16 protein-coding genes are annotated in these 19,125 nt (G+C 41.5%); 13 read left to right on the top strand and 3 right to left on the bottom strand.

The genetic code is table 11. The features are described 5' to 3' along the window. Positions 1-3 precede the first annotated feature (3 nt). From FGG15_RS09895 to FGG15_RS09855, 9 genes are all read left to right on the top strand, one after another. Entirely contained in the window at positions 4-900 is an 897-nt protein-coding gene (locus FGG15_RS09895; RefSeq protein WP_138835779.1) for a glycosyltransferase family 2 protein, read from the top strand. Positions 901-1,029: 129 nt separating this feature from the next. After that, positions 1,030-2,991 carry an LruC domain-containing protein gene (locus FGG15_RS09890; protein WP_161991948.1) on the top strand — a complete coding sequence of 654 codons (1,962 nt, stop codon included), beginning with the start codon at positions 1,030-1,032 and terminating at the stop codon, positions 2,989-2,991. A 43-nt stretch (positions 2,992-3,034) separates the two neighbouring features. Continuing rightward, a complete protein-coding gene (locus tag FGG15_RS09885; protein ID WP_138835776.1) occupies positions 3,035-4,387 on the top strand; it encodes a UDP-glucose dehydrogenase family protein in 1,353 nt (450 codons plus the stop codon). An 11-nt stretch (positions 4,388-4,398) separates the two neighbouring features. Next, a complete protein-coding gene (locus tag FGG15_RS09880) occupies positions 4,399-5,367 on the top strand; it encodes a UDP-glucuronic acid decarboxylase family protein (RefSeq protein ID WP_138835774.1) in 969 nt (322 codons plus the stop codon). 9 nt (positions 5,368-5,376) lie between these two features. After that, positions 5,377-6,585, top strand: coding sequence for a glycosyltransferase family 2 protein (locus tag FGG15_RS09875; RefSeq protein WP_202619543.1), 1,209 nt, complete (start codon positions 5,377-5,379; stop codon positions 6,583-6,585). A gap of 6 nt (positions 6,586-6,591) precedes the next feature. Next, positions 6,592-7,749 (top strand): glycosyltransferase family 4 protein, encoded by a 1,158-nt coding sequence (locus tag FGG15_RS09870; RefSeq protein ID WP_138835772.1) that lies wholly within the window; start codon positions 6,592-6,594, stop codon positions 7,747-7,749. Further along, complete coding sequence (locus tag FGG15_RS09865) at positions 7,750-8,943, top strand: glycosyltransferase (protein ID WP_138835770.1); 1,194 nt, start codon at positions 7,750-7,752, stop codon at positions 8,941-8,943. A gap of 10 nt (positions 8,944-8,953) precedes the next feature. Further along, on the top strand, positions 8,954-9,592 hold the full coding sequence (locus FGG15_RS09860) for an acyltransferase (protein ID WP_138835768.1): 639 nt from the start codon (positions 8,954-8,956) through the stop codon (positions 9,590-9,592). Between the two features lie 244 nt (positions 9,593-9,836). Further along, positions 9,837-11,045: a glycosyltransferase family 2 protein gene (locus FGG15_RS09855; RefSeq protein WP_138835766.1), complete on the top strand. Its 1,209-nt coding sequence runs from the start codon at positions 9,837-9,839 to the stop codon at positions 11,043-11,045. Here the strand turns inward: FGG15_RS09855 and FGG15_RS09850 are convergent. Further along, on the bottom strand, positions 11,042-12,175 hold the full coding sequence (locus tag FGG15_RS09850; RefSeq protein WP_138835765.1) for a hybrid sensor histidine kinase/response regulator: 1,134 nt from the start codon (positions 12,173-12,175) through the stop codon (positions 11,042-11,044). The two genes, FGG15_RS09855 and FGG15_RS09850, sit on opposite strands and share 4 nt — an antisense overlap. 218 nt (positions 12,176-12,393) lie before the next feature. Between FGG15_RS09850 and rfbB the strand changes: the two genes are divergently transcribed. The 4 genes from rfbB to rfbD are packed head-to-tail and all read left to right on the top strand — an operon-like array spanning position 12,394 to position 15,747. Next, positions 12,394-13,431, top strand: coding sequence for a dTDP-glucose 4,6-dehydratase (gene rfbB / locus FGG15_RS09845; protein ID WP_138835762.1), 1,038 nt, complete (start codon positions 12,394-12,396; stop codon positions 13,429-13,431). A gap of 19 nt (positions 13,432-13,450) precedes the next feature. Continuing rightward, the gene (gene rfbA / locus FGG15_RS09840; protein WP_138835761.1) at positions 13,451-14,311 is read left to right on the top strand and encodes a glucose-1-phosphate thymidylyltransferase RfbA; all 861 of its coding nucleotides are present in this window, start codon (positions 13,451-13,453) and stop codon (positions 14,309-14,311) included. A gap of 3 nt (positions 14,312-14,314) precedes the next feature. Continuing rightward, a complete protein-coding gene (gene rfbC, locus FGG15_RS09835; protein WP_138835759.1) occupies positions 14,315-14,863 on the top strand; it encodes a dTDP-4-dehydrorhamnose 3,5-epimerase in 549 nt (182 codons plus the stop codon). A gap of 14 nt (positions 14,864-14,877) precedes the next feature. Further along, positions 14,878-15,747, top strand: a complete 870-nt coding sequence (rfbD, locus tag FGG15_RS09830; protein ID WP_138835757.1) for a dTDP-4-dehydrorhamnose reductase — start codon at positions 14,878-14,880, stop codon at positions 15,745-15,747. 214 nt (positions 15,748-15,961) lie between these two features. Here the strand turns inward: rfbD and FGG15_RS09825 are convergent, their stop codons facing one another. Then, on the bottom strand, positions 15,962-17,062 hold the full coding sequence (locus tag FGG15_RS09825) for a DUF4407 domain-containing protein (RefSeq protein WP_138835755.1): 1,101 nt from the start codon (positions 17,060-17,062) through the stop codon (positions 15,962-15,964). Between the two features lie 178 nt (positions 17,063-17,240). Further along, positions 17,241-19,124: a M56 family metallopeptidase gene (locus FGG15_RS09820; protein ID WP_138835753.1), complete on the bottom strand. Its 1,884-nt coding sequence runs from the start codon at positions 19,122-19,124 to the stop codon at positions 17,241-17,243. Between the last annotated feature and the right edge of the window lies 1 nt (position 19,125).

Genomic DNA, 19,125 nt, shown 5'->3' with positions numbered 1-19,125 from the left:
AGCATGGAACCACTTGTTTCAATCATAACCATTAACTATAATGAATCCGAGGTGACACTGGATTTATTGCAATCAATAAGGAAACTCACCTACCCAAATATTGAGGTTATCGTGGTGGATAACGCGTCCCCAAATGATACTCCTGATGTGATCAAAGAAAAATTTCCAGAAATTTCTTTAATCAAAAGTCCTGAAAACCTGGGATTTGCCGGAGGTAACAATTTGGGAGTAAAACAAGCCAAGGGAGATTACCTGTTATTCATTAACAATGATACCATTGTCCCTCCGAATTTAATTGAACCGCTGGTACAAACTTTACAAGGGGATACCAACATTGGAATGGTGAGCCCCAAGATCAAATTTCATTGGGATCCTACGTTGATCCAATATGCGGGCTATACGCCCATGAGCCATTGGACTATCAGGAACAGCAGCATTGGTTATCACCAAAAGGATGATGGTTCTTTTGACCAACCTGGTGAGACCCAATCCATACATGGGGCAGCCATGATGGTTCCAAAAACGGTTGTGGAAGAGGTGGGAATGATGACTGAAATCTACTTTCTGTACTATGAAGAGCACGACTGGGCCGAAATGGTGAAACGTGCAGGCTATAAAATCTACTACCAACCCCAATCCTATATTTTACATAAGGAATCTGTTTCAACAGGAAAATTCAGTCCCCTGAAAACCTATTACATTTCACGGAATAGGATCCTTTTTGCCCGTAGAAACTTCAAACCAATACCCTTATTGGTTAGCCTATTGTTCCAGGGTTTGATTTCCATTCCGAAGAACAGTCTAAAGTTTTTGGTCAAAAGGGAGTTTGAACATTTAAAAGCATTTTGGCGAGCCGTCACTTGGAACCTAACCCACGGGAAAACAGTAAATCAACTCTAACGTAAGAGGGCTAACTCCCTGACATATATATGCCAGCCTCTTATTTACAACACGAAACAGGCTGTACGCAACAAATACTTTTCTTTAATAAAATGTAGGATAATATTTACAAATCAAATGAAATCTACAATGATATTTAGAAATTTCGGCTTTGCAATACTGCTTTCCATCTTAATGTTGAATCTGGGCTGCGTAAGTGAGAAGGATTTGGATCCCCCCGTGGATAGCCCAACAACAGGAGAGGAACCAGAAGAAGATGATCCTTTGGCAGTTTTTCAGGTTTCAGCTGATTTTGACTATTCTACAACCAAGGATGTTCGAGTTACTTTGGACGTCCCTGCCTTTTTGGGCAAAGCGGTTTTTTCATTGTACAGCAAGGTAGGTTCTCAAGACAGTATTCCGTTTGGTAGAGCCATTTTTGATACCAATGGACATTATGAGCAAGACTTTGTAGTCCAGGCACAAGCTGATAGTATTTTGTTGTATTCAGACTATATCGGATTGACGAAGGACGTTAGGCTGAAGATCCAAAATGGATCTGTAGCCTTTGACTATAGACCCTTGTATGAAAGGTCAACAAGCAATAAGAGTGCTCCTTCCATCTTAAGCAACAAAGGGATTTCGAATTTGACCGGTAAAGTACCCTATAATTTTCTTGGCGAATTTGACAATCAAGGTGTTCCCATAGACATGGAACTTCCAGATGTGATTCAACAAAATCTATTGGATGATATTAATGCTTCCCTTCCCGAATACAGTAGGGTGCCCATTGCCAATCCACAATTTCTGGCCAATACTAGCGAAACCAGTATGGTGCTCACCGATTTGGCCGATGTATGGGTCACTTTTGTGTCTGAAGGTGCTGGTTATAGAAATGCCTTGGGGTATTATTCTTATCCCGTCGGAGAAGCCCCGGCAACTGTTGATGACATCACAGCACATAATATTATTTTTCCTAATGTATCCATGGTTGGATCATCGGGAGGTTTAGTGCCAGGGGATCGGGTTTACCTAGGGCGTTTTCAGCCCAATACGGTAATTTCTTGGTTCGTGGTGGCCAATGGCTGGACCGGGTCAGGTGTTGGGGACGGTAACGGTATTTATTATTCCGAACCAAGTTTTAATCCTGAAAATACCAGCCTGAATACCCATATGGTACAGTTGTACGACAACGCTAGGGGAATCAATTTCTTGGCCTTTGAAGATTTGAGGAGGGACCAAGGTTCCGATGATGACTTTAATGATGCGGTATTCTACGCCAGGGCAAATCCCGTGGAATCTATAGAATTGACCAACGTGGTTGCTTTGATTCCTGCTAATGACGAGGACGGGGATGGAGTAAATGATGAGTTGGACGAATTCCCGTTTGACGTGAACAAAGCATTCAATAATTTTTCCACAACAGCCAACTTAACCGGGGTCTTGGCCTACGAAGATTTATGGCCCAGCCAAGGGGATTATGATTTTAACGACTTGGTGGTTGCCTATAGTTACAATTTAATAACCAATGCCTCCAATCTCATTACAAGGATTGAGGCGAACTATACCATTGATAATATTGGAGGATCCCTTCAGAACGGATTTGGATTGGTTTTCCCGATTGATCCTACTTTGGTTGAAGATGTTCAAGGCCAAGTAATCAATGCGGATTACATCAATCTAAATGCCAACGGAACAGAATCCGGAACAGCGGCTAATGAGACGGTGATTTTTGTGGCTGGAAACGTCATTTTGATGGAAGGCGAAACCATAGCATTGGGAATAGATTTTAACACCCCAGTGAGCTATTCAGATCTGGGGATGGTACCCTTCAATCCTTTTTTGATTGCAGGGGCCGATAGGGCTAAAGAGGTTCATTTGCCGGACCACAGCCCGACTAGCAAGGCCGGCTTTTTGGGTACATCGGCAGATGACAGCGACGCCAATGAAAATCGATTTTATAAAACAAAAACCAACCTCCCGTGGGCATTGAACATTTCGGATGCTTTTGTTCCTCCTCAAGAATTCATTCCCATAACCATAGCGTATCCAAAATTTGTCAATTGGGCAAATTCAGGAGGTACACAAGATTTGGATTGGTATGTACGCTAGGAAGAAAAATAGGATATAACAAACCATAAATACACTTCAAATTATGAACATAACAGTTATTGGTACAGGTTACGTAGGATTAGTGACAGGTACTTGCTTCGCAGAATCCGGTATACATGTGGTCTGTGTGGACATTGATGAAAAAAAGGTGGAAAAATTGCGCAATGGCGAGATTCCCATTTATGAACCTGGCCTAGATGTCCTTTTGGAACGCAACATGGATAAGGGAAGAATCTCCTTTACCACAAGTTTACAAAAGGGAATCAAGAATAGTGATGCCATTTTTATTGCAGTGGGAACACCACCAGATGAAGATGGGAGCGCAGATCTTAAGTATGTTCTTGGAGTGGCTAGGGAAATAGGTCAACACATGGAAGATTACAAAGTAATCATTACCAAAAGTACCGTTCCCGTTGGAACTTCATTTAAAGTAAAAGCTGCCGTTGAAGAAGAATTGGCGAACAGGGATGTACGTATCCCCTTTGATGTAGCATCCAATCCTGAATTCTTGAAGGAAGGAAGTGCCGTGGATGATTTCCTAAAGCCTGATCGTATTGTGGTTGGTGTGGAAAGCAAACGGGCCGAAAAGGTGATGAAACGGTTGTACAAGCCCTTCTTGATGAACGGTCATCCGCTATTATTCATGGATATTTTCTCTTCAGAAATGACCAAGTATGCTGCCAATTCCATGCTAGCTACCAAAATCAGTTTCATGAACGATATCGCAAATCTATGTGAATTGGTTGGAGCCAATGTGGATTTGGTTCGAAAAGGAATTGGTTCCGATTCCAGAATAGGAAACAAGTTTATTTATCCCGGTACAGGGTATGGTGGTAGTTGTTTTCCCAAGGATGTACAGGCCTTGGTCAGGACAGCGGATGAGTATGGACACTCCTTGGAGGTTCTGAAAGCCGTGGAGAGCGTTAATTACAGGCAGAAATCCGTGTTGGTGGAGAAAATCAAGCAACATTTCGGAAAAAACCTAAAAGGAAAACAGTTCGGTCTTTGGGGATTGGCCTTTAAGCCAAAAACAGACGATATGCGAGAAGCACCTTCATTGGTGATCATTGAAGAACTAAAAGCATTGGGCGCCAACATTAGGGCTTATGATCCAGTGGCTATGGAAGAAGCAGAACGCATTTTGGGCAGCAAGATTGAATATGCCAAAGACGAGTACGATGCCATTATTGATGCAGATGCATTGATTGTGGTTACGGAATGGTCAGAATTCAGGATGCCCAACTTTAGGATCTTGGAAAAATTGATGATCAACAAGACCATTTTTGATGGGCGTAACGTCTACGATCCCGAGGAAATGGAAGAACTGGACTTTACCTATTACAGTATTGGTAGGGATGCCGTTGTAAGCGATAAGGAAGAGATTGTAAAAATTTAAATAGGGGCAAGATGAAACGAATATTAGTAACCGGGGGAGCAGGTTTTGTGGGTTCCCATCTCTGTGAAAGGCTATTGAACGAAGGAAACGAGGTCATTAGCATGGACAATTACTTCACAGGAAGAAAAAGTAAGATCGTACATTTAATGGATAACCCTTATTTTGAGGTAGTTCGCCATGATGTTACCCTTCCTTATTTTCTGGAAGTGGATGAAATCTACAATTTGGCGTGTCCCGCGTCACCCGTGCATTACCAGCATAATCCCATCAAAACAATAAAGACCTCCGTTTTGGGGGCCATTAATATGTTGGGATTGGCAAAAAGAATCAAAGCCAAAATATTGCAAGCTTCTACGAGTGAGGTTTACGGAGATCCAGAACTGCACCCGCAACCTGAAGGGTATTGGGGACATGTTAATCCAATTGGGATTCGCTCTTGCTATGATGAGGGAAAACGGTGCGCGGAATCCTTATTTGTGAACTACCACAATTCCAATGATGTTTTAGTGAAGATCGTTAGGATTTTTAACACCTACGGACCCCGTATGGAGCCAGATGACGGTAGGGTGGTATCCAATTTTATCATGCAAGCCTTGCAAGGTAAGGACATAACTGTATTTGGCGATGGAACCCAAACTAGAAGCTTTCAATATGTAAGCGATTTGGTGGATGGAATGATTAAGATGATGGGTACGGAAGACGATTTTATAGGGCCAATTAATATTGGCAATCCGGGAGAATTTACCATGTTGGAATTGGCTGAAAATATCATTGATATTACCGGTTCAAAATCGAAAATAGTGAACCTGCCGTTACCTTCGGATGATCCCATGCAACGTAAGCCAGATATCACTTTGGCGCAAGAAAAATTGACAGGATGGAATCCATCTGTGGAATTGCGTGACGGTCTTGGTAAAACGATCGAGTATTTTGACAATCTGCTAAAGGAGCAGTCGATAAAGGAATTGGTAGCCGGATAATAGCACCCAATGGATGTACTAAGAATCATAATCAACGGTTTGGAAATCTTGTTGTTGGGATATTTTGGATTTGCATCCATGTATGTCTTTGTTTTTTCCGTAGCTGGGCTTTTTAAGGCCAAAACCCGTGATGCCTTATCCGTAAAACAGCGAAAATTTGCGGTGCTGATTCCTGGGTACAAAGAGGACAGCGTAATTGTGGAGGTGGCGCAAAAAGCCTTGGAACAATCCTACCCTTCCCATCTATACGAAGTGGTGATTATTGCGGATTCGTTTCAGGCGGCTACGCTGGAAAAATTGAGACAACTTCCAATTAAATTGGTTGAGGTCTCCTTTGAGAAAAGTACCAAGTCCAAGGCGCTGAACAAGGCCATGGAGGTAATTGGTGATCAATATCACGTTGCCTTGATCTTGGATGCGGACAATATTATGGAACGGGATTTCATTGCTAAAATCAATGAAGCATTCAATCAAGGGTATAGGGTTGTTCAAGGGCACCGAATTGCCAAAAACACCAATACCTCTTTTGCCATTTTGGATGCGATCAGCGAAGAAGTCAACAATCACATTTTTAGAAAAGGACATCGAGTTTTGGGGCTTTCATCGGCCTTGATCGGCTCAGGAATGGCGTTTGACTACTATTTCTTTAAACATACCATGGCCCATGTAAATGCCGTAGGTGGATTTGACAAGGAATTAGAGTTGAAGTTGTTGAAGAACCGAACCAAGATCGAGTATTTGAACGATGCCCTCGTTTTGGACGAGAAAGTTCAAAAATCAGAAGTGTTTGCCAACCAAAGGAAACGTTGGCTGTCTGCCCAATTTGTATACTTCGGCAGATATTTTGTTCCTGGTATAAAGGAACTTTTTACCAAAGGGAATATCGATTTCTTTGATAAGGTATATCAGATGGTGTCTCCACCCAGAGTGTTGTTGTTGGGATTGGTGACATTATTTAGTGCATTATACCTCTTGGTCAATCTTGTTTTAGCAAATAACATTCTAGCTATACCAGAACTGTATTGGTACTCTTGCTTTGGCTTGACCGCATTGGCATTTGCCTTTGCAGTGCCCAAAAAATACTACAGTGCAAGTACCTTCCGAGCAATGTTAACTCTACCCAAGGCTTTTCTATTGATGTTTCTCTCCCTTTTCAAACTCAAAGGGGCCAATAAAAAGTTTATCCATACCCAGCATGGAACCATTAACTCTCAATAATCAGGGATGAAAATCGGAATAGAAGGACAGCGACTTTTTAGGAAAAAGAAACATGGAATGGACATGGTGGCCTTGGAATTGATCAAGAGCTTACAGGACATAGACCCAATCAACGAATACGTGATTTTTGTTAGACCCGATTTTGATGATGGTTGTATTCCCAAAGCCGATAATTTCAAAATTGTGGAATTGGAATCTAGGTGGGGGTATCCAGGATGGGAACAATTGGTTTTACCACGGGCAGCCAAAAAAGAAGGCTGTGACGTGCTGCATTGTACCAGTAATACCGGGCCTCTTTTTTCAAGTGTACCGTTGATAACCACACTTCACGATATTATCTATCTGGAGAGTATTAGCTTGTTCAACAAAGAAGGTACCTGGTACCAAAAATTGGGCAATATGTACCGAAGGTATTTCGTTCCACCGGTCATTAGAAGGAGTAAAAAGGTCATCACCGTTTCCAACTATGAGAAAGAGCGTATCAAAAAACATTTTGGTTTTAAGGATAACAGATTGACGGCCATATACAATGGTGTTGGGACACACTTTAAAAAGGTGGTTAATCCAGTACGTTTAAACCGAATTAAAGAGCAATACCAGTTACCCAATAACTTCTTTTTCTTCCTTGGGAATACAGACCCAAAAAAAAATACAAAAGGGGTGCTGAAGGCCTTTTCAGATTTCAACAAGATCTACCCAGGTCAATACCACCTGGTCATGCTGGATTATGACGAGGAAGAACTGCAAAAACTTTTAAATGCAGTTGAGGCACCAGAAATTAGAGAGCTAATACATCTCACGGGATATGTTCCCAATACTGATTTGCCAGCCCTAATTAATCAGGCTACCATTTTCCTGTATCCTTCGTTTCGCGAAAGCTTTGGGATTCCCATTTTGGAAGGGATGGCCTGTGGGGTTCCCGTAGTCACTTCCAATACGTCATCCATGCCAGAAGTAGCTGGAGATGAAGCAGCATTGATTGTGGATCCCACTCGACCTTTGGAAATCACAGAAGCCATGAGGCGCCTAGTTGAAGACAAGATGCTGGCTAAACTGCTGTCGGAAAAGGGAATTGAAAGAGCCAAGGAATTTTCCTGGGATACCATGGCCAAGAATGTGCTCAAATTGTACGAGGAGGTATATGGTGAATTAAACAAAAATTAAATGATCAAAGGACAGGACATTGTAGTAGTGGGTATTCAAGCCTGGGATATCGAAATTGGAAGCAATTGTAAAAACATTGCAACTGAATTTGCGAAACACAATAGGGTACTCTATGTAAATCCACCTTTAGATCGAGCCACTTTAAGAAGGGATAGAAATTCTGAAAAAGTCCAAAAAAGGGTACGGATCGCCAAAGGTGAGGACACGGGCTTGGTTCCCATCGCGGATAATCTTTGGAACCTATACCCAAAATCCTTGACGGAGTCTATCAACTGGATACCCTCCCACTTCCTGTTTAAAAAACTGAACAAGAGAAATGCCCGGCTTTTTTCCAATGATATTTTGGAGGCCATGCAGCAGCTAAAATTCAAAAATGTGTTGCTCTTTAACGATAGCTCCATGTTTTTGGGACTGCACCTTAAAGAACTTTTGAAACCACAGAACTACACCTACTACATGCGGGATTACCTGATAAAGGTACCCTATTGGAGAAGGCACGGGGAACGTATTGAACCCCAGGTGATAGAACTGGCGGACACTGTGGTAAACAACTCTACTTTGTATGCGGAATACGGAGCCAAGTACAACGCGCATAGTTATATGGTGGGGCAGGGTTGCGATGTTTCCTTGTTCAACGATGAGGGGAATACCATAGAAATTCCGAAGGAATTCAAAGATATTCCAGGACCCATTTTGGGCTATGTTGGGTACTTGACCAGTATGCGTTTGGACATTGAACTACTGGAGTTTATGGCCAAGACCAAAAAGGAATGGAGCATCGTTTTGGTGGGTCCTGAAGATGAAGACTTCAAGAATTCGACTTTGCACCAAATGGAGAATGTTTTCTTTCTGGGGAGCAAGGACGCTTCAGAGCTTCCTGCCTATGTCAAGGGGTTTGATATTGCCATGAATCCTCAGGTGGTCAACGATTGGACCATTGGAAATTATCCGAGGAAAATTGATGAGTATTTGGCTATGGGGAAGCCAACTTTGGCCACCAAGACCAAGGCTATGGAGATGTTCCAAGAACATGTGTATTTGGGGAGTAGCAAAGAAGAATATATCCAACTGGCTGAAAAAGCTTTGGAAGAAAACAGCAAAGAACTGCAGAACAAACGAATTGCTTTTGCCAAGAGTCATACTTGGGAAAACAATGTGAAGGCCATTTATGAGGCGATAAAAAAATCAGCTTAAAACAGGTGTTATGGGACTAAAAGACAAAATAAAGAACAGTGCACAGATTAAAAAACTGGTACACTGGATGTTGGTTCCCAAAAATCAGGCTAGGCCACGACTTTGGGTACGTTGGTTCGTCAATCCCTTTTATCATAAAAAAGGAAAGGGTGCTACGGTGTGCAGAAGAACCCGAATGGATGTACTTCCCTGGAATACATTTGAGCTGGGATCCAATTCCACCATTGAGGATTTTTCTACCATCAACAATGGGGTAGGAGCGGTAAAGATTGGCAATCGTACCCGTATAGGTTTGGGTAATACCATTATTGGTCCAGTTACTATTGGAGATGATGTGCGACTGGCACAAAACATAGTCTTATCGGGACTAAACCACAACTACGAAGATGTGACCCAACCCATACATTCCCAAGGAGTGTCCACAGCCACTATAGTTGTGGAGGAGGAAACCTGGATCGGGGCCAATTGTGTGGTAGTGGCAGGAGTGACCATAGGGAAGCATTGCATTATAGCGGGGGGCAGTGTAGTTACCAAGGATATTCCGCCGTATTCAGTAGCAGTTGGTAATCCGGCCAGAGTGGTAAAAAGCTATAATCATAGCACAGGAGAATGGGAAAAAGTTGCTAAAAAAAGTTTGGTTGCAGTATGACAATGGGAAAATGCAACAAAGGGATTTCACAGAAATAGTTGGAGATGGAGCGGAAGTGCGTTTCGCTTGGGCGAAAAAGAGCATGTAGCGAAAAATCTATCAACGGTTTTGTGACAAGGGAACAAAAATTTCCTTGAAATCATCTTGATTTTTTGGTTCGTTTTGTATCAAGACAAAATGAACAAAAGGCTAAGGAAATGACATAATAAACTTCAGGAGCAAATCCTGAAATAAAAGAAAAGTAATGGAGGTTTTAAAAGTAGTATTCTGGATTTCATTATTTGTAATTTTCTATTCCTATTTGGGATACGGCATTTTGTTGTTTGCCATAATAAAACTTAGACGTGTATTGGGTTTGGGCAAAGCTTTTACTGGAAACGAAGATTATCAACCCGAAGTCACCTTGTTCGTCTCTGCCTTCAATGAAAAGGATTTTTTAGATCAAAAAGTGAAAAACTCCCAGAGTTTGGATTATCCTCAGGACAAGGTGATGCAAATTTGGGTAACCGATGGTTCGGATGATGGCACCCCGGAATTGCTTCGTAAGTATGACGGGGTTGAGGTATACCATAAAGATGAAAGAGCCGGAAAAATTGCAGCCATGAACCGGGGAATGGAATTTGTGAAAACTCCTATTGTTATTTTTTCCGATGCCAATACGGATTTAGGGCAGAATTCCATCAAGGAGATTGTGCGTTTGTTCCGCAACCCCAAAGTGGGATGTGTTTCCGGCGAAAAACGAATCTATGCCAAGGAATCGGACAATGCGGCCGGAGCAGGGGAAGGGATGTATTGGAAATACGAATCCCAGCTCAAAAAATGGGATGCCGAATTGTATTCTGTGGTGGGTGCAGCTGGTGAATTATTTGCTATTCGCACAAACCTTTGGCAGGAAGTTGAAAAAGATACCTTGCTGGATGATTTTATGATTTCCTTGCGTGTGGCCATGTCCGGTTATACCATCCAATACAATCCGGAAGCCTATGCCATTGAAACCGCTTCGGCCAACGTAAAGGAGGAGTTGAAACGAAAAATCCGGATTTCAGCAGGTGGAATTCAATCCGTGGTGAGGTTACGGTCATTGTTGAATTTCTTCAAATACGGGACCTTATCCTTCCAGTATATTTCCCATCGTGTACTACGTTGGACACTGACCCCATTGTTGTTACTATTGATCATACCCATGAATTTTTTTCTAGCCCAACACGAAGGCTTGTTTGACTTTGGTTTGTTCAGCTTGCTGTTTTGGGGACAAGTATTGTTTTACGCAGCCGCCTTGTTGGGATGGTTTTTGGAAAACAGGCAGATTCGGTTGAAAATCCTTTTTATACCCTATTACTTTTTTATTATGAACCTTTCCGTGTTTTTAGGTTTTGGAAGATACTTGAAGGGAAATCAGTCCGTAAAATGGGAGCGGGCTAAACGAGGTATACAGTCTGAAGCTGTAGCCTAGTCCTGTCCGTTGTAGGTGGGAAGGTCAAAATAGAAGGTACTGCCTTTGCCTACTTCACTTTTAATTTTTAGAGCGCCTCCATTTTTTTGAACAAAGTTTTGGCAAAGAATGAGACCCAGTCCAGTACCAGGTTCTTTTTCAGTACCCAGCTTGCTAAAGTGCTCGTTGGGATTCAGAATTTTTTGGATATCCTCTTTGGGAATTCCATTTCCATTGTCCACAATCTCAATAACAATGTTGTCTTTTCCGGTTTTGCCATTTAGCTTGATGAGACCTTCCACGGGGGTGAACTTGATGGCGTTGGAAACAATATTACGCAACACGGTTTTTACCATGTTGTTATCGGCAAAAGCAAAAGTTTCCGTGGGAATGTTGTTTTGCATTTCAATTTGCTTGTGGTCGCTACCTAATTTGAGAAGTCTAAAGGTTTGCTCCCCTAAATCATTGAGATCCAATTTTTCAGGAATCATTTGGATTTGATCACTTTCAGATTTGGCCCACCCCAGTAGGTTTTGAAGCAAGTTTAAGGCCTCATCCATCGTTTTTAAAAGATCATAAACCGTATCGTCCAGAAAATTATCCGCCTTGGGGTCAATAATGCCCCGCATAATAAAGTCCATTTTCAATTTTGCGGCACTCAGTGGAGACCTTAAGTCATGGCCTATAATGGAGAACATTCGATCCTTCAGGTCATTGGATTGTTGGAGGTTTTTGGCTTGCTTTTCGATTTGGTTTTTGGCACGTACCAATTCTACGTGAGTCTGTATGCGGGCCACCAGTTCTTGCTCATTAAAGGGTTTGGTAACATAATCCACCCCTCCAACTTCAAAACCTTTGATTTTGTCCTTCACATTGACCTTTCCCGTAAGAAAAATAATGGGAATATCGCGATACGTTTCAAACTCCTTGACTTTTTCACAGAGTTCAAAACCTTCAATGCGTGGCATGATAACATCCAGCAGAATGAGATCCGGTTTTCGAGTTTCTAAAAGCTCAAAGAAATAGTCATCATCACTGGTGCCTTCAAACTCAAAGTTGTATCGTTCCAATATAAATCGAAGCAGCTCCAGATTAAGCTGTTCGTCATCAACGGCAAGGATATAGGGTTTTTCCGTAACTTGGTTTTCCATTTAAGAGATAAAGACCAATACGAAAGTAGGAAAAAGATTTTAGGATTGATAGGATTACCTTTCAAAGCCTGATGTTAAAGACCCATAAATAGGTTCAAATAGCTTTTAAACCTATATTAAAGTGTTCCACCAACAAAAACCAGCTGTTCACAACATAAATTGAACGCGGTTAAAAAGTAGGATTATATTTACAAAACAAGTATTTAAATAAAATCTTCATGACTCATATTTTGGTAACCGGAGGGGCAGGATTTATCGGTTCCAACTTTGTCCCCTATTTTTTGGAAGCGAATCCCGATATCCATTTGGTCAATATAGACCTCCTTACGTATGCGGGAAATTTGGACAATCTTAAAGAGGTGGAAGGAAATGACCGATATACCTTCATCAAAGGAGATATCTGCGACAGAAAACTCATCGAGGATATTTTTGAAAAATACGATATAACCGGAGTAATCCATTTTGCTGCCGAATCCCATGTTGACAATTCCATTTCCAATCCGGATGCCTTTATGCAAACCAATATTTTAGGGACATTTAATTTGATTGATGTAGCCAAAAATAGGTGGATGGTAAGCCCAGGGGTTTATAAGGAAGCCTACAAGGATTCAAGATTTCACCATGTATCCACAGATGAGGTTTATGGTACTTTGGGCAAAAAAGGGTTGTTTGTGGAGACTACGCCGTATGCACCCAACAGCCCATACAGTGCTTCAAAGGCTTCTTCCGATTTCATAGTCAGAAGCTACCATCATACCTATGGTATGAACGTGGTAACCACCAATTGTTCCAACAATTATGGACCTAAACAGCATGATGAGAAATTAATTCCCACCATCATAAGAAAAGCATTATCTGGTGAGGCCATTCCCATTTATGGCGATGGTTCCAACATCCGAGACTGGTTGTACGTGCTGGACCATTGTAAAGGAATTGCCCTGGCTTATGAAAATGGCGTTTCCGGGGAGACCTATAACATTGGTGGACGGAATGAACGGAACAATTTATACATTGCTCAAACCGTTTGTGAATTGTTGGATCAAAAACATCCTAAGACCGATGGAACTTCTTATAAGGAATTGATTGCCTATGTCAAGGATAGGGCAGGTCATGATTTTAGATATGCCATTGACGCCTCCAAAATAGAAAACAACCTAAAATGGAAGGCAGATGAAAACTTTGAAAGCGGTATAGACAAAACCATAGATTGGTATTTAAACAAGTTTATTCAAAACAAAACAAAAAGTCTGGCTTAGGACCATTAACCCCGAAGACATGAAAGGAATAATATTAGCAGGTGGCTCAGGAACTCGTTTGCACCCCATTACCTTGGCGGTGAGCAAACAACTGATGCCCATCTATGACAAACCCATGATTTATTATCCGCTTTCCACGTTGATAGAGTCGGGAATTTGGGAGATTTTGATTATTTCTACACCCCATGACCTACCCATGTTCCAGCGTTTGTTGGGTGATGGTAGAAGATATGGCTGCAAGTTTGAGTATGCCGTACAGGATGAACCCAATGGACTGGCTGAAGCCTTTATTATTGGTGAAAAATTCATCGGTGATGACAAAGTGGCCTTGATTCTGGGAGACAATATATTCTACGGAACCGGATTGGAAACGCTTTTGCAATCCAATAACAACCCGGATGGAGGCATTATATATGCGTACCACGTGAACGATCCAGAAAGATATGGGGTGGTTGAATTTGACGAGGAAGGCAATGTGATTTCCATTGAGGAAAAACCACAGAAGCCAAAATCGAACTATGCGGTGCCAGGCATTTATTTTTATGACAATGATGTAGTGGAAATTGCCAAAAACATTCAGCCAAGTGCTCGTGGTGAGTTGGAAATCACCGATATCAACCAAGAATATCTGAGACGAGACAAGCTTAAAGTAAGCATAATGGACCGTGGAACAGCTTGGTTGGACACCGGCACCTTCAAATCCCTAATGCAGGCCTCGCAATTTGTTCAAGTCATTGAGGAAAGACAAGGCCTAAAAATTGGAGCCATAGAATCTTCGGCCTACAAAATGGGATTTATTACCAAAAGTCAGTTTAAAAAGCTAACCGAGCCTTTTCTAAAGAGCGGTTACAGTGCCAAATTATTGGAAGTTTTAGCGTAATCCATGGAAGTACAACAAACCCATATTGAAGGTTGTTTTATTATAGAGCCCAAGGTCTTTGAAGACAAAAGAGGCTATTTTTTGGAAAGTTATAATCAGGAGAAGTTTGAATTATTGACCGGCGCCAAACCTTATTTTGTGCAGGACAATGAGTCGTTTTCAGTGAAAGGTGTGCTCCGCGGACTTCATTTTCAACGAGGGGAACATGCCCAGGCCAAATTGGTTCGGGTTCTTGAAGGTGAGGTACTGGACGTGGCCGTTGACATTAGACCCAACTCCAAAACTTTTGGCAAGGTGGTCTCCACATTGCTTTCCTCCCAAAACAAAAAACAAATGTTTATTCCTCGTGGATGTGCACATGGTTTTGTAACTTTAAGTGACACGGCCAAATTCTTTTACAAATGCGATAATTTCTATAATGCCGAATCAGAAGGGGGTATCATCTATAACGATCCTACCTTTAATATTGATTGGATTTTGAACGGGGAAGATTTGATAATATCGGACAAAGACAGGGTTTTACCTGTTTTTAAGGAAGCGGTTCCACACTAATTGAAAAATAAACTATGAAAATATTGGTCACCGGGGCCTCCGGACAATTGGGTAGCACATTTAAGGCTTTGGTTGAGGAAGACAAGGTACAAGGTTTGGACTTTGTGTTCAAATCCTCATCAGAGTTGGACATCACGGATTATGATGCCGTAAACGAAGAGCTGATTTCTTCAGACTATGCCTATTGCATCAATTGTGCGGCCTTTACCAACGTGGACAAAGCAGAGGCGGAAAATGAATTGGCATATCGCGTAAATGTAAGCGGAGCCAGGAATTTGGCCATGAACTGTAATGAAAGCAATACAATCTTAATTCATATTTCCACAGATTTTGTATTTGACGGATTCATTACAACCCCATACTTGGAAGAAGATATTGCCCGACCCATTGGGTTTTATGGTGATACCAAGTACAAAGGGGAACGGGCAATTATCAATAATCTGGAAGAACATTTTATTCTCAGGACTTCTTGGCTGTACTCAGAATTTGGTCATAATTTTATGAAGACCATGATTCGGCTGGGAACGGAGAGGGAAGAACTTTCTGTGGTATATGATCAAGTGGGTACACCCACCTATGCCTTGGATTTGGCAGAGGTTGTGCTGCATATCATTAATGCCCATAGTATAGAGTACGGGGTGTACAACTATTGTAACGAAGGGGTGGCCAGCTGGTACGATTTTGCCAAAGCCATTTTTGATGGGTATAAAATTGACGTGGATTTAAAACCCATTCGCTCCGAGGAATATCCTACCCCTGCTGAACGACCCAAATTCAGTGTATTGGATAAATCCAAGATCAAAACAACCTTTGGCCTGCAAATTCCACACTGGAGGGATAGCCTTTCAGTTGCTTTAAACGCATATTCCAAGATTAATATATAGTTTGTCACACCCTAAGCTATCTCCCTGAGCCCGTTCGAAGGGGCAGTCAAGTGGTCTTTGACTTTTTATTTCCCCTTTCCGATGAGTGCAAAATTTAGTTTGACACGAATCGTACTAATCTGCACGAATACACATGCTTACAATGGGTGTTAATTGGTGGAATTGGTGTCGTAATGGAAACAAGGGGTTGCACATTGCTAGGTGAAAAATAAAGCTAGAGTCCTTTGACTTGTACATTATGAAAGGCATCCGCTTGCAAGCGAAGTAATTCCTCCGCCTTTTCCTTTTTGTAACGATACAACTCTTCCTCTCCCTTGATGTCCTCGTAGATTTTTTGGTTAAGCTCACCATCTGTGGAAAAGAGCAGCTTGCGTTGTGCTACCTTTTGGGTCACCCAGGTAGCCACTACACTTTCCTGTTCCTCAAACTTATAGTCATATTCACCCTTGGGAGCCAAGAGTTTGGCAATTATCGGAGCGGTTTCGATCGCTAGAAACAATAAAAAGATAAAGAATGATGGAAACCAGGGTAGCTTACCAAGGGCATTTATTCGCGCCATAAGACCATCAAAGCCATCAATGATAGGCTGTGAACTGGTAACAGCGGTGTTGTAGTCTGTGCCCAAAGCCACAATTTGAGCTTCCAAATCTTGGACTTTTTGTCCGTTGGTTTCTTTGAGTTGGGCTAACTCAGCCAAATAAGCATCATGTTTTTCCCGTTTTTCCTTGTATACCGGTCCTTTGCCAAGCAATCCGGTTCCTGCTGTTCCTTCGGCTTCGGAAATGTAAATATCGTATAGCGCATTGGTTGCCGATTCCTTAGCTGCTATTTCCGCTTTTAGGTTTCCAATTTCTTGATTGAGCGCTTCCACTTTTGGAGTATATTGCAAAGCAATTTGTTCTTGATTGGCCAAGGTCATGGAATTCTTTTCCTCCAACAAAACCTGATTGATTTCCTTTTCAAAAATTTTCATTTCGAGTGGTTTGGAAATCACCACCGCAATGATCATAGCTAGAATGATTCGGGGCATGGCTTGAAGCAATTCGCTTTTAAAGCTATCCCTTTTTTTGATGGTGGATACAATATATCGGTCCAAATTGAAAATCAATAAACCCCATATAAATCCAAAAAATATGGCCGTGTAAATGTTGTCGAAAACGGTATAGAGCGCATAACCACTGGCGATAAAGGCCATGATAGCGGTAAAAAATACCGTGGCTCCAATGCCAGCATACTTATTGCGTTCCCCGTTGGAACAAGTTTCTAAAATTTGGGTGTCCGCTCCTGAGCAGAAAATAAAAAAGCGTTGTAACATGATAGTGCTCGTTTAGGTTTGTACTTGACTGCATACGCTTTATGGGTCAAATACTCCCACGGAAGGTTGGTTTGGAAGGAATTTGGCCTATTGAAAATAAAAAGCGATGTAATTAGAACGCAGTTTTTTGTGAAATGTTACAAAACGCTAACTATTAAGGTATTTAGGGTTACGGAACTCAATTCAAAGAATACATCTTTACTTCAGTAATATTGTTTTTTTCGAGCATGGATTTTATACGAAGCTCATGGTTGTTCCTAAGCAGTTGTATGGCCTTGTCAGTACTTATCTCTATGTCGTTATAAAAGTAGACGGCATTTTTTTCTGCCAGTCCAATCACATGGTCTATGAGGTGTTGCGAGTGGGGAGGGAGACGGTCCCAAACCATTGGTGCCATACTTGGTTCTGGCCAAGCAAAAACCCCTTCTTCTTTGGCCAGTTTCCTGTAGCTTTCATACAGGCCCATAATTTCGTTATACTCATGCATGATCTGTTCTTTGTTGCCTTGCTTGTGCTCTACAAACCGGATAACACCATCGTAATAGCTTCTCCTTTTTTTGCTATAGCTATCTACCAGTTTCTTCAATTCTCGGGAAATAGGCCCATTATCAATGCGATAAGCAATCATCGGAACTCGAGGCCATTCTGCAGATCCAGAAATTTCCGTTGTATCCGATGTCTTTATGGGTGTAGGAACCTTACTAATTTGCTTAGCACTTGATAGGGGAGTTGCCGCTTTAACCCCATGGGTACTTTTAATGGACTGGACTTCTTTAACGTCATCCGTTGGTGGAGTACTGGTTCCCAGAACAGTTTTGCCCTCGTCCAATGTTATTTGCAATGTGTCCCGAGCAGTAAATTGAATACCCTTAAATGTTTCCTCAAGATTTTCCCCAGTCATTTTAATACTATCGGCGGTAACCAAGGTCAATGAAGCATCGGTTTTTACTAGCTGCTTTTTTATTGAGGTTAACAGTGCTATTCCAAGGTTGCCCTCAACTTCCAATTCGACTTGTGGATTAAGCTGATTCGATGAATCATTGGCGTTAGCTAACCTATTGATTTCCGTTGACAGCTTTTCCAAGCTAACAAGTTTACCTTCAATAAGGATCTCTTGTTTTTCATTGACTCTAATTTTGATAGGAGCAGTTTTGGATTGGATTACCTGTTCATGCTGTGTCTTAACGATTGTTTTTCTAGTACTGAAACTGATGAGGAGCAATGCTGCGATGGGGAGCAATAGTAAATTTCGAATGATCATCGATTTTTTGGATGTTATGGATTTCATGACCGTTAACCGTTTTTTGATGGATGAATAATGGATAGCATTGGACAATGCCGGCTGATTTTGTTTGCTTTTGTGTGGGGTTGAGAATGCCAATAGGATGTTCTGATAGCCTGTGATATCCTCATTTTGGGACAATACGGCTTGATCTGCCAAAAATTCATGGTTCAATTTTATAGCCTTCTTACATAATAAAATCAATGGATTGAACCATAGTGCAACCTGTAGTAACTCTATGAAAATGATGTCCCAACTATGCTTTTGAGTCACATGGGTTTCCTCATGAACCAGGACCTCATGGGGTATCTCATTATTTTCCAATTTGTACTTATTCAGAAAAATGAACCGAAAAAAAGTATGCGGCGGCATTTGCTCCTGCAGCAACACATGGGTACAATGGGGGAATTTTCGTTTTTGGTTTTTACGGATTCGATTGGTAATCTGAACAAAGTTCTGGATAAACTTCAATCCGAATAACAGAAGACCCAAACCATAGATTGACCATGCAATGGCAATCAAATCGAAAGTAGGACTGAGCGTATTTGGGGTTTCCAAAACTTCACCGGTATTGAATAAAGGCAAAGTATCCATTTCCTGTGTTATTGGTGCGTCTATATATTCCACAAACACCAATAAAGGAATAATCAAGGACAGCACAAGCGCGCCTAAAAGATAAAACCTCTTAAAGGTATGTATGCTCTCTTTCTCCAAGAATAGCTTATAAAACAGGAATAAAACCACCAAACAGGCCGAAGATTTTAGAATATAAATCAACATG

Source organism: Flagellimonas algicola, from assembly GCF_005937185.1.
Lineage (GTDB): Bacteria > Bacteroidota > Bacteroidia > Flavobacteriales > Flavobacteriaceae > Flagellimonas > Flagellimonas algicola.
Note: the sequence above shows the minus strand (reverse complement) of the source record. Positions and strands in the feature narration are given on the sequence as shown.

What these genes read in the sequence shown, in the direction of transcription:
- FGG15_RS09875 (WP_202619543.1), top strand. Translation starts at nt 5,377, where the DNA reads ATGGATGTACTAAGAATCATAATCAACGGTTTGGAAATCTTGTTGTTG.
- rfbB (WP_138835762.1), top strand. Translation starts at nt 12,394, where the DNA reads ATGACTCATATTTTGGTAACCGGAGGGGCAGGATTTATCGGTTCCAAC.
- rfbC (WP_138835759.1), top strand. Translation starts at nt 14,315, where the DNA reads ATGGAAGTACAACAAACCCATATTGAAGGTTGTTTTATTATAGAGCCC.
- FGG15_RS09855 (WP_138835766.1), top strand. Translation starts at nt 9,837, where the DNA reads ATGGAGGTTTTAAAAGTAGTATTCTGGATTTCATTATTTGTAATTTTC.
- FGG15_RS09890 (WP_161991948.1), top strand. Translation starts at nt 1,030, where the DNA reads ATGATATTTAGAAATTTCGGCTTTGCAATACTGCTTTCCATCTTAATG.
- FGG15_RS09880 (WP_138835774.1), top strand. Translation starts at nt 4,399, where the DNA reads ATGAAACGAATATTAGTAACCGGGGGAGCAGGTTTTGTGGGTTCCCAT.
- FGG15_RS09860 (WP_138835768.1), top strand. Translation starts at nt 8,954, where the DNA reads ATGGGACTAAAAGACAAAATAAAGAACAGTGCACAGATTAAAAAACTG.
- rfbA (WP_138835761.1), top strand. Translation starts at nt 13,451, where the DNA reads ATGAAAGGAATAATATTAGCAGGTGGCTCAGGAACTCGTTTGCACCCC.
- FGG15_RS09885 (WP_138835776.1), top strand. Translation starts at nt 3,035, where the DNA reads ATGAACATAACAGTTATTGGTACAGGTTACGTAGGATTAGTGACAGGT.
- FGG15_RS09870 (WP_138835772.1), top strand. Translation starts at nt 6,592, where the DNA reads ATGAAAATCGGAATAGAAGGACAGCGACTTTTTAGGAAAAAGAAACAT.
- FGG15_RS09820 (WP_138835753.1), bottom strand. Translation starts at nt 19,124, where the DNA reads ATGTTGATTTATATTCTAAAATCTTCGGCCTGTTTGGTGGTTTTATTC.
- FGG15_RS09825 (WP_138835755.1), bottom strand. Translation starts at nt 17,062, where the DNA reads ATGTTACAACGCTTTTTTATTTTCTGCTCAGGAGCGGACACCCAAATT.
- FGG15_RS09850 (WP_138835765.1), bottom strand. Translation starts at nt 12,175, where the DNA reads ATGGAAAACCAAGTTACGGAAAAACCCTATATCCTTGCCGTTGATGAC.
- FGG15_RS09865 (WP_138835770.1), top strand. Translation starts at nt 7,750, where the DNA reads ATGATCAAAGGACAGGACATTGTAGTAGTGGGTATTCAAGCCTGGGAT.
- rfbD (WP_138835757.1), top strand. Translation starts at nt 14,878, where the DNA reads ATGAAAATATTGGTCACCGGGGCCTCCGGACAATTGGGTAGCACATTT.
- FGG15_RS09895 (WP_138835779.1), top strand. Translation starts at nt 4, where the DNA reads ATGGAACCACTTGTTTCAATCATAACCATTAACTATAATGAATCCGAG.